At 28.1% G+C, this 9880-nt stretch carries 13 protein-coding genes; 12 read left to right on the forward strand and 1 reads right to left on the reverse strand.

The window, feature by feature from the left end; translation table 11 throughout:
- Positions 1 to 5 precede the first annotated feature (5 nt).
- The 12 genes from hypA to GBG18_RS14195 all read left to right on the forward strand — a co-directional run bounded on the left by hypA (position 6) and on the right by GBG18_RS14195 (position 9113).
- Positions 6 to 347, forward strand: coding sequence for a hydrogenase/urease nickel incorporation protein HypA (hypA, locus tag GBG18_RS14140; protein ID WP_152192131.1), 342 nt, complete (start codon positions 6 to 8; stop codon positions 345 to 347).
- A gap of 173 nt (positions 348 to 520) precedes the next feature.
- Positions 521 to 1636 carry an ABC transporter substrate-binding protein gene (locus tag GBG18_RS14145; protein WP_152192109.1) on the forward strand — a complete coding sequence of 372 codons (1116 nt, stop codon included), beginning with the start codon at positions 521 to 523 and terminating at the stop codon, positions 1634 to 1636.
- A gap of 125 nt (positions 1637 to 1761) precedes the next feature.
- A complete protein-coding gene (locus GBG18_RS14150; RefSeq protein ID WP_152192111.1) occupies positions 1762 to 2658 on the forward strand; it encodes a branched-chain amino acid ABC transporter permease in 897 nt (298 codons plus the stop codon).
- 1 nt (position 2659) lies between these two features.
- Positions 2660 to 3700 (forward strand): branched-chain amino acid ABC transporter permease, encoded by a 1041-nt coding sequence (locus tag GBG18_RS14155; protein WP_152192113.1) that lies wholly within the window; start codon positions 2660 to 2662, stop codon positions 3698 to 3700.
- Positions 3697 to 4464 carry an ABC transporter ATP-binding protein gene (locus tag GBG18_RS14160; RefSeq protein ID WP_152192115.1) on the forward strand — a complete coding sequence of 256 codons (768 nt, stop codon included), beginning with the start codon at positions 3697 to 3699 and terminating at the stop codon, positions 4462 to 4464. The genes GBG18_RS14155 and GBG18_RS14160 overlap by 4 nt, the downstream gene beginning before the upstream one ends.
- The gene (locus GBG18_RS14165) at positions 4457 to 5152 is read left to right on the forward strand and encodes an ABC transporter ATP-binding protein (protein ID WP_152192117.1); all 696 of its coding nucleotides are present in this window, start codon (positions 4457 to 4459) and stop codon (positions 5150 to 5152) included. The genes GBG18_RS14160 and GBG18_RS14165 overlap by 8 nt, the downstream gene beginning before the upstream one ends.
- A 30-nt stretch (positions 5153 to 5182) precedes the next feature.
- Complete coding sequence (locus GBG18_RS14170) at positions 5183 to 5590, forward strand: TerB family tellurite resistance protein (protein ID WP_152192119.1); 408 nt, start codon at positions 5183 to 5185, stop codon at positions 5588 to 5590.
- 55 nt (positions 5591 to 5645) lie between these two features.
- Positions 5646 to 5846: a cell division protein ZapB gene (zapB, locus tag GBG18_RS14175; RefSeq protein WP_152192120.1), complete on the forward strand. Its 201-nt coding sequence runs from the start codon at positions 5646 to 5648 to the stop codon at positions 5844 to 5846.
- Positions 5839 to 6048: a hypothetical protein gene (locus tag GBG18_RS14180; protein ID WP_152192122.1), complete on the forward strand. Its 210-nt coding sequence runs from the start codon at positions 5839 to 5841 to the stop codon at positions 6046 to 6048. Before zapB ends, GBG18_RS14180 begins: the two co-directional genes overlap by 8 nt.
- The gene (locus GBG18_RS14185; RefSeq protein WP_152192124.1) at positions 6048 to 6482 is read left to right on the forward strand and encodes a type II secretion system protein; all 435 of its coding nucleotides are present in this window, start codon (positions 6048 to 6050) and stop codon (positions 6480 to 6482) included. Before GBG18_RS14180 ends, GBG18_RS14185 begins: the two co-directional genes overlap by 1 nt.
- A complete protein-coding gene (locus GBG18_RS14190; protein WP_152192126.1) occupies positions 6482 to 8329 on the forward strand; it encodes a primosomal protein N' in 1848 nt (615 codons plus the stop codon). Before GBG18_RS14185 ends, GBG18_RS14190 begins: the two co-directional genes overlap by 1 nt.
- Positions 8330 to 8339: 10 nt before the next feature.
- Positions 8340 to 9113 (forward strand): hypothetical protein, encoded by a 774-nt coding sequence (locus tag GBG18_RS14195; protein ID WP_152192128.1) that lies wholly within the window; start codon positions 8340 to 8342, stop codon positions 9111 to 9113.
- 171 nt (positions 9114 to 9284) lie between these two features.
- Here GBG18_RS14195 and GBG18_RS14200 read toward each other — a convergent pair whose 3' ends face one another.
- Complete coding sequence (locus tag GBG18_RS14200) at positions 9285 to 9809, reverse strand: hypothetical protein (protein WP_152192129.1); 525 nt, start codon at positions 9807 to 9809, stop codon at positions 9285 to 9287.
- Between the last annotated feature and the right edge of the window lie 71 nt (positions 9810 to 9880).

A 9880-nucleotide genomic window follows, 5' to 3' on the forward strand; every position in this document is an offset into this window, starting at 1 on the left:
TATAAATGCATGAATATTCAATAGTTCAATCACTTCTAGAGAGTTGTGAAGAGCATGTAAAAGATAATGATGCAAAAGAAGTAACAAAAGTAATTGTAAAAATTGGAGTTTTATCTGGAGTAGAACCTGATTTACTTCAAACAGCTTTTGATACTTTTAAAGAACATACCGTTTGTAATGATGCTCAATTTATAATAAATCATCAAAAAGTAGTGATAGAGTGTTTTGATTGTAATACAACATCAACTCTAGAAAAAAATGACTTTTGTTGTCCTATTTGTGAAAGTGTAAAGATAAAAGTAATTGATGGTGAAGATATGTATTTGATGTCTTTGGAAATGAATTAAATAGAGCTTATTATTAGTGAGTAAATGTATATTAAATAGACAAAAATCATGAGTGTTTGTTATTTACTGTAATAATATTTATAACTTTTATGCATTTTATATGTAGAAATAAGCTATCTTTATATAATTTTTACATAATATAATGATATTGTAATTATAACAAAGGAGAATTAATGAAAAAATTGTTAAGTATAGCTCTTGCATCATCACTTACTTGTGGTGTAGTAATGGCAAAAGAGATTAAAGTAGGGGCAGTTATGCCAATGTCTGGTCCATTAGCAGCTTATGGTCAAGTTACTAACTTAGGTTTAGAATTAGCACATAAGCAACAACCTACACTTAAAAATGGTGATACAATTAAAATTGTATTATTAGATAACAAAGGTGATAAAGTTGAAACAGCAAATGCTACAACTAGACTTATCTCTTCTGACAAAGTAGTTGCTATTTTAGGTGCATTAACCTCTACAAATACAGCTCAAGCAATTGCTATTGCTGATAAGAAAAAGGTTCCTGTTATTGCATCTGTTGCTACAAATGATAAGTTAACAGCAAGAAGAACTTTTGCAAACAGAGTTTGTTTTACAGATAGTTTCCAAGGTGAAGTTGTTGCAAACTATGCACTTGAATCTGGATACAAAACAGCAGTTGTAGTTATTGACCAAGCACAAGTTTACTCTTTAGGACTTGCAAAAGCATTCCAAAAAGCTTTCAAAGCTAAAGGTGGAAAAATTGTTAAGAAAATCAAAGTAACTTCAGGAGATAAAGACTTTAAAGCTGTAGTTTCTCAGATTAAACAAATTAATCCAGACTTTATGTTTATGCCTTTATATCACCCAGAAGCTTCAATGATTACTAGACAATCTAAACAATTAGGTTTAAATAAACCAATGTTCTCAGGTGATGGTGTTGCTAACCAAACATTCATTGATTTAGGTGGAGATTCTGTTGAGGGGTATATGTTTACTGATTTCTTTGACTATACAAACCCACCATCTCAAACTTCATCTGATTTTGTAGCTTTCCATAAAAAAGATACTGGAAAAGAAGAAGTAAATTCATTTACAGCATTAGGTGCAGATACATATAATATCTTAATTGATGCTATGAATAGATGTGAAGACCCTACAAACTCAATTTGTATTAATGAACAAATCAAAAAAACAACTGATTTTGATGGTGTTTCAGGAAAAATTTCTATTGACTCTGAAGGTAACGCAACTAGATCTGCAGTTATTAAAGAAATTAGAAATGGTAAAGCTGGATTTAAAGCAACAGTTAACCCGTAATAAATAAATAAATTTAAAAAGTCTAGTAAGAGATTACTAGGCTTTTTTTTTGTATTAATAAAAGTATAAAAACTACTTTTATTAGTGTAAATAGTGACAGCTTTTTAATAAAATCAGGAGATTTAATGGATATATTAACGTTTATGCAACAGTTAGTAAACGGTTTTAGTTTGGGTAGTATGTATGCCCTTATTGCAATCGGATACACAATGGTATATGGAGTACTTAGGCTTATTAATTTTGCCCATGGTGATATTATGATGGTTGGTGCCTTTTTAGGTTATACATTTATGGCAGTATTTGAACTTAGTTTCCCTGTTACAATGATGTTATCAGTAACAATAGCAGCATTACTTGGTGTTTTAATGGACAAAATTGCCTATAAACCTTTAAGAGAAGCTCCAAAAATCTCACTACTAATTACTGCAATTGGTATTTCATTTTTCTTAGAAAATGCATTTACAGTATTTGCAGGTGGAACTCCAAGAGCTTTTCCAGTTCCAGAGTATATGGAAAAAATATTTGATGTATCAGGAGTTGTATTCTCTGTAGCTTCAATCACAGTACCAATTGTAACTTTAGTTTTATTACTTGGAATTTTATATGTATTATATAGAACAAAGTATGGTATGGCAATTCGTGCACTTTCTTTTGATATTAAAACAGTAAACCTAATGGGTATTGATGGAAATAAAATCATTGCAATTGTATTTGGTTTAGGTTCTGCCTTAGCTGCTGTTGGTGGATTGTTTTGGGCTATTAATTATCCAAGTGTAGAACCTATGATGGGTGTACTTGTTGGGCTTAAAGCCTTTGCTGCTGCAGTTGTTGGTGGTATTGGTTCAGTAACAGGTGCTGTTATTGGTGGATTTATTATTGGATTTACTGAAGTTGTGTTTATTGCTTTTTGGCCTGAACTTGGTGGTTATAAAGATGCTTTTGCATTTATATTATTAATTTTCGTATTACTTTTTAAACCAACTGGAATAATGGGTGAAGATCTTGAAAAGAGTAGGTTCTAATATGCTTGAAGATAAAATATTTACTAATCAAAGGTTAATAAACCTTGCTATTATTGTAACTGCTATTTGGTTTACATGGTTTGCACAAAATACATTTGATGAATATACAATTAGAATTATTAATAACGTTGCTATTTTTATAATCTTAGCTGTTTCATATAATCTTATTAATGGTATTACTGGTCAATTCTCACTTGAACCAAATGGATTTGTTGCTATTGGTGCTTACGTTACTGCAATTTTAATTGTTGATGCTGATACTATGCTTTATCAATATGATATTGAAGATCCATCTGCTTGGGTTTTAGCAATGCAAGCAGAGTTTGCTTGGGCCTTATTATTTGCAGGAATTATTTCTGCACTAGTTGCCTTATCTTTATCTTTCCCTGTATTTAGAGTACGTGGAGATTATCTTGCAATTGTAACTTTAGGGTTTGGTTTTATTATTAAAATTTTAGCTATTAATAATCCTCAAATTACAAATGGTTCTCTTGGAATTAATGATATTCCTGAATATTCAAATCTTTATTGGACTGGTGGTATTGCTATATTTACAGTTCTTGCTATTTTAAATATTATTTATTCTAAATATGGTCGTGCGATGAAAGCAGTACGTGATGATGAAGATGCAGCGACTGCTATGGGTGTTAATACATTTAAGATTAAAACTTATGCATTTACAACTTCAGCATTCTTTGAAGGTGTTGGTGGAGGATTATTAGCTTCTTTATTAACAAGTATTAGTCCAGATTTATTTACATTCTTCTTAACATTCCAATTATTAATTATCATCGTATTAGGTGGTTTAGGAAGTACAACGGGTGCTATTTTAGGAACTATTTTTGTAATGGCAGGATTAGAATATATGAGATTCTTAGATGAACCAATGAGTTTTATGGGAATAGAAACTGATGGAACTCCTGGTATGAGAATGGTTGTATTCTCACTTATTTTAATTTTAGTAATGCTTTTTGCAAGAGAAGGTTTAGTTGGTAAAAAAGAACTAAAAGATTTCTTCAAAAAGAAAAAGGCTGGTAAATGATTTTAGAAGTTTGTAATGTAACTAAAAAATTTGGTGGTGTTACAGCCATCAAAGATACTTCTTTTAGCGTTCAAGCAAAAGAGATTTACGGATTAATTGGTCCAAATGGTGCAGGTAAAACAACAATGTTTAATATCATCACTGGGAACTATGAACCAACAGAGGGTGATATTAAATTTCATGGACAAAAAATAAATGGTATTAAACCATATAAAATTGTTCATAGAGGAATAGCAAGAACTTTTCAAAATATTAGATTATTTACTTCAATGACTGTAATGGATAATGTTTTAATTGGATTTGATTATCAAGCAACTTATACATATTTTGAAGCTATCTTTAGACTTCCTAGATTCTTTAAAGAAGAAAGAAGAGTTAGAAAAAGAGCAATAGAGATTATGGAAGTTTTAGATATTGCCCAATATGCAGATGAACTTGCAACTTCACTTTCTTATGGTCAACAAAGAAAAGTAGAAATAGCAAGAGCATTAGCTGCTAGTCCTCAGCTACTACTTTTAGATGAACCAGCAGCTGGTATGAACCCACAAGAAACACATGAATTAGCAGAGCTTTTCTTTAAGATTAGAGATGAGTTTGATATTACAATTTTATTAATTGAACATGATATGAAGTTTGTAAATAAATTATGTGATAGAGTTATGGTTCTTGATTATGGAAAAACAATCTTTGAGGGTGATATCAAAGATGCAATTAAAGATGAAGAAGTAATTAAAGCTTACCTTGGAGATTTCAAACATGCTTAAAGTTAAAAATTTAGAAGTATTTTACGGACTTATAAAAGGTGTTAAAAACGTAAATTTTGAAGTTAAAGAAGGACAAATTGTTTCACTGATTGGTTCAAATGGTGCAGGAAAAACTTCCACTTTACAATCTATTGTAAATGATGTTAAGAAAAATGGTGAAATTACATTTAGAGATGAAGATATCTCTTCAATGAAAACTCATACAATTATTCAAAATGATATTGCATTAGTTCCTGAAGGACGACGATGTTTTCAAAATCTTACTATTGAAGAGAACCTTAGAATGGGTGCTTTTAATAATGATGATAAATATGAAGAATTACAAGAAGAGATGTTTAGACTATTTCCAAGACTAGTTGCAAAAAAAGGTCAATTAGCAGGAACTATGAGTGGAGGTGAGCAACAAATGCTTGCAATCGCAAGAGCTTTGATGTCAAGTCCAAAACTTCTTATGCTAGATGAACCATCACTTGGTTTGGCTCCAAAAATTATTGGAGAGTTATTTGAAACAATAGTTAGATTAAAAGAAGAAGGTATTACTATTTTATTAGTAGAACAAAATGCTTTTGCAGCTTTAGAAATATCTGACTATGCTTATGTTCTTGAAAATGGTGTAATCGCACTTGAAGGACTTGGAAGTGAACTTGCAAAATCAGATGAAATTAGAGCTAAATATTTAGGTGCTTAATAATAAGAATAAAAAAATAGGAGTTAATATATGTTATTAATGCAATTAGAAGCAAGAGAAAAATTTTCATTTTTACAATTAGCTCACTATTTAGCAAGAATTGATAATAGTTATGGAGAAAGAGAAGATGAAGTGATTTCATCTTATTGTACTGAAATGGGAATTGAAAATATTGATTCTTTTGATATTGATAATTTTTGTTTAGAAGAAAATTTAAATAATTATAAATCACAAAGAAGTCAAAGAATTATTCTTTTAGAATTGATGATATTAATTCACATTGATAATGATTTTCATGTTAATGAAAAAGATTTAATAAAAAAAATAACAGAAAAATTTGGTTTTGATTTAAAAGATATTGATGATTATTCGCAGTGGGGAAAATCTGTTGCAATGCTTTATCAAGTAGCAAATATTTTCATAAATGAAGAGAATTAGTAAAATAACTATTATTTAAATTTTTTTACTAGGAAAATTTAGGTAGAATGCGATTATGGAAATAATAGAAACATTAAATACTAAAATTGATAAACTATTACATGATTATGAAAGATTAAAGCTAGAGAATCAGTCTTTAAAGCAGGAGCTTGAGTCTTTACAAAATGATAATGATGAATTATCTAGAAATAATCAAGATATGTTTCTACGAATAGATAGTACTCTTACATTAATAAAGGCTCAAAAAGGTGAATAAAGATATTACTTTTCATATTAACAATATGGCTTATACTATAAATGTAACTCCTGATATGGAAAAAGAACTTACAAAATATTTAGATTTAAATAAAAACAATGATACAAAAGATTTATTAGCTGCATATATTAGAATAACTCAAGAATACTCAACATTTAAAAATGATGTAGATCAGATTTCAACAAAATTAGCAAGATTTTAATGACAAAAGCTTTTAGCTTATTAGAATTATTAATTGTTATTGCAACAATTTTAATAGTTTTAACATTTGCAATTCCAAAGTTTAGTAATATTACAAGTACTTCTAAAATCACTGAACTTAAATCAAATCTTGCAATTATAAGAAATGGTATAAATAAGTTTAAAACAAATCAAATATTATTAGCAGAAGATTCTAATATTCTTAGTTTAGACTCTGCTTTAGTTGATAAAAAAAATGAGCCTTTATTTACAAAAGTAATAGATTTTTCTCTTCTTTCAACAACAAGTAGTTTAAATGAACTTGGTAAATGGATAAAGACTTCATTAACTACTTATGAATATATAATTAGCTCTAGTAAAAAAGTAGTGTTTACCTTAGAAGATAACTCATTTAAGTGTAAAAGTAGTTTTGAAATATGTAAGGAAATAGAATAGTGTTTTATTATGAAGTAGCCTTATTAAAATCCCCTCTTAATCCTCTTACATACCAAAGTGAAAAAGAGATTCAAGTAGGTACAAAAGTTGCTGTAAAACTACGTAATAGAAAAGCTTTAAGTGATGCTGTTGTTGTAAAAGTTGTAGAAAAACCAGAGTTTAAATGTGTAAGTATTGATGAAGTGTCATGTGAATACTATGATACTCAAATGCTTGAAACTGCAAAGTTTGTATCTCAATACTATGTTTGTTCTTTAGGTGAAGCATTAAGTGTTTATATACCTTTTAATAAAGATATAAAGATATTAGATGAAAAGCAGACTTTTGATTGTCAAATATTTTTATCTCGTGAGCAAACTAAAGCTTATGATTTTTTAAACGAAAAAAAACAAGCACTACTTTTTGCAAATACAGGTTCTGGAAAAACTGAGATTTATATTAAAATAATAGAAAAACATTTAAATGAAAATAAACAAGCAATTTTATTAATGCCTGAAATTTCACTAACTCCTCAAATGCAAAAAAGACTTGAAAAAGTTTTTGATAAAAGCGTTGCTATTTGGCACTCAAAAATCACAAAAAAGAAAAAAACAGAAATACTTCAAGGTTTACAAGAAGGAAGTATAAAGTTAATAGCAGGTGCTAGGTCTGCTTTATTCTTGCCATATTCTAACTTAGGCGTAATAGTTGTAGATGAAGAGCATGATGAGTCTTATAAAAGTGATTCAAAGCCAAGATTTCATACAAAAGATTTAAGTATATATATGGCTAAAAAGTTTGATATTCAACTTGTACTTGGAAGTGCAACAGTATCAACATCTTCTTTTCATAAGGTGCCATTTATAAGGCTTACTCAAACTTATCATGATACAAGTAAAAAATACAAATTTGATGATAGTGATGCAAGTTTATCAATTCCAATATTAAATCAAATATCAAAAACTTTAGAATCAAAAAATCAAGTTATTATTTTTTTACCAACACGTGCAAATTTTAAATATCAAATATGTACATCTTGTGGTAAATCAGTTGAGTGTCCATATTGTTCTGTTTCTATGAGTTTACATAAAAATGATTTAGCTTTAAAATGCCATTATTGTGGGTATGCAGAAAAAATCCCTGAATTTTGTCCTAGCTGTAAAACAGGAGTTATTCATAACTTGCGAGTTGGAACTGCTCAAATTGAAGAAGAATTAAATGAAATTTTTAAAGACAAAGTAATTAAGCGATTTGATAGAGATAAGGTAAAAACAAATACGCAGTTAAAAACTATATTAAATGAGTTTAATAAAGGCGATATTGATATCTTAGTTGGAACACAAATGCTTTCAAAAGGACATGATTATCATAATGTAAAATTAGCTGTTGTACTTGGAATTGATTCACTCTTAAATATGAATTCATATAAAGCAAGAGAGCGAGCCTTATCTTTACTTATTCAAATATCAGGAAGAAGTGGAAGAAAAGGTGAGGGTGAAGTAATCATCCAAACTAAGAATGAAGATTTTTTTGACTTTTATTTAAATGAATCGAATTATGAAGAGTTTTTAGAAACAGAACTAAAGTTTAGAGAAGGACTTTATCCACCATATTTAAAAATGGCAAAAGTTATATTTGCACATACAAATGGTCTAAAAGTAAAAGATGAACTTGATTTTTATGTAAAAAAATTAAAAGAAAATAAAGATATTGAAGTAGTAGGATTTGGACAATCACCAATTTTTAAAATGGCAAATAAGTTTAGATATGAAATTATTTTACGTTCTTCAAATGTAAAAGCACTACTTACTTCACTTCATTCAATTACTTCACCTATGGCTTCTATTGATATGGATACTATTTATTAAGGAAGCATAGATGCTTAACTATCTTATAATATTTCTAATAATACTTTTTTGTACCTACGAGCTACTACCAAAAAACATACTTGATTTTGCTTTAAAGACTATCAAGAAACTTGGCTCTTTTTATGAAAAGCTTGATTCTAAAATACAACTAGAAAATATAGACTTTTCAAAAATACCAAAACAAAAAATAAAAACTACTAAAATCAAAAAGATTTCAAATTGGTTTTTTAGAGCTATATTTTTATCATTAGCTTTTATAGTTATTGTTTTTTGGGACATATTTTGGCATTTACTATTTAAAAGACTTTTTGAGTTTTTAAGAGCTTTAAAAATATATGAAAAGTTTAAAATATATATAAACCAAAAAGCAAATAAATACTTTGTACTATTTATCTTTATTAGTCTATTTTTAATTATGGAATATTTTGGAATCTACTCAGGAATATTAGCTGTTCAAGGTGAAGTGTTACTTGCAATTTTATTTTATATAGCAAAGTTTTTAATGGTATTTCCTGTAAAGATTTTATACCAAGAAGGACATGATAAACTTGTAAAAATCACTTGGTTTAATAGAAGAAAAGAACTTTTTGTATCTGCTTTATTATGGTTTGAAAGTACTTCAAGTTTTAAGAAAGCTAAAGAACTTTTTCATAAACTAAAACTTTTTATCTCTAAAATAAAAAAGAGCTTTAAGAAGAACAGACAGTATAGGTTTATATTCCAGTTTAAAGCATATAAAAGACTTCTTCGAATAAGAAAGAATCAAACAAGAAAAAATGTTTAAGAAAATGCTTTATTATTCTTCTCTTTTAGCTTTTGTATTTTGCATACTTTTTTTAATGTTTACTGTAGAAACGCTTTAGAAATGTTATATATTTGCTTATGAAATGTTAATACTTAGAATTTTTATACTTTAATACTCTTATTCACTCACCTTTTATTAGCAAATATATTACTATAACTCTGATAATCTTTTTCTTTCCTTCATAATTTCTTTAACTAAACTCTCATCAATAAATACTTCAAAGTTTTCAGTATTTGTAACAACTACTAGCTTTAAATCTTTTATACTATATCCTTGTATAGCTTTGGTAATTGACTCTAACCAATTAGCTTCACCGTTAAATTCTATTGTAATAGTTGCATCATCACCTTCTTGTAAGGTTAAAGGTACTTTATCAGCAATTGATCCATTTGTATTTTGAAAAAATTCTTGTTTATTCTTACCTCTTTTTATCTTCCAACCAATACTATTTATTTTTGCAATTTTATTTCCTATATTAACTATTGATATATAGCATAATGATGGATTACCATTTCTTGTTGAATCAATAAGTACTCTAGCGCTAGCACTTACATTAAGCTTTACTTTATTTGAGTTATTAGCAATCCATAATGAAGTAATTACTGCTCCTACTGTTCCTATACTTGCTATCCATGTTCCTACTACATCCACAATTTGTAACGTTGTTGCTTCCATTTTATACCTTTATTAATATACCTTTTACTTTTCCTATTATAACAAACTCTTTTAACTCTATATCATTATAT

Origin of the sequence: Poseidonibacter ostreae, from assembly GCF_009208075.1 — a bacterium.
Classification (GTDB): Bacteria; Campylobacterota; Campylobacteria; order Campylobacterales; family Arcobacteraceae; genus Poseidonibacter; species Poseidonibacter ostreae.

What these genes read in the sequence shown, in the direction of transcription:
- hypA (WP_152192131.1), top strand. Translation starts at nt 6, where the DNA reads ATGCATGAATATTCAATAGTTCAATCACTTCTAGAGAGTTGTGAAGAG.
- GBG18_RS14145 (WP_152192109.1), top strand. Translation starts at nt 521, where the DNA reads ATGAAAAAATTGTTAAGTATAGCTCTTGCATCATCACTTACTTGTGGT.
- GBG18_RS14150 (WP_152192111.1), top strand. Translation starts at nt 1,762, where the DNA reads ATGGATATATTAACGTTTATGCAACAGTTAGTAAACGGTTTTAGTTTG.
- GBG18_RS14155 (WP_152192113.1), top strand. Translation starts at nt 2,660, where the DNA reads ATGCTTGAAGATAAAATATTTACTAATCAAAGGTTAATAAACCTTGCT.
- GBG18_RS14160 (WP_152192115.1), top strand. Translation starts at nt 3,697, where the DNA reads ATGATTTTAGAAGTTTGTAATGTAACTAAAAAATTTGGTGGTGTTACA.
- GBG18_RS14165 (WP_152192117.1), top strand. Translation starts at nt 4,457, where the DNA reads ATGCTTAAAGTTAAAAATTTAGAAGTATTTTACGGACTTATAAAAGGT.
- GBG18_RS14170 (WP_152192119.1), top strand. Translation starts at nt 5,183, where the DNA reads ATGTTATTAATGCAATTAGAAGCAAGAGAAAAATTTTCATTTTTACAA.
- zapB (WP_152192120.1), top strand. Translation starts at nt 5,646, where the DNA reads ATGGAAATAATAGAAACATTAAATACTAAAATTGATAAACTATTACAT.
- GBG18_RS14185 (WP_152192124.1), top strand. Translation starts at nt 6,048, where the DNA reads ATGACAAAAGCTTTTAGCTTATTAGAATTATTAATTGTTATTGCAACA.
- GBG18_RS14195 (WP_152192128.1), top strand. Translation starts at nt 8,340, where the DNA reads ATGCTTAACTATCTTATAATATTTCTAATAATACTTTTTTGTACCTAC.
- GBG18_RS14200 (WP_152192129.1), bottom strand. Translation starts at nt 9,809, where the DNA reads ATGGAAGCAACAACGTTACAAATTGTGGATGTAGTAGGAACATGGATA.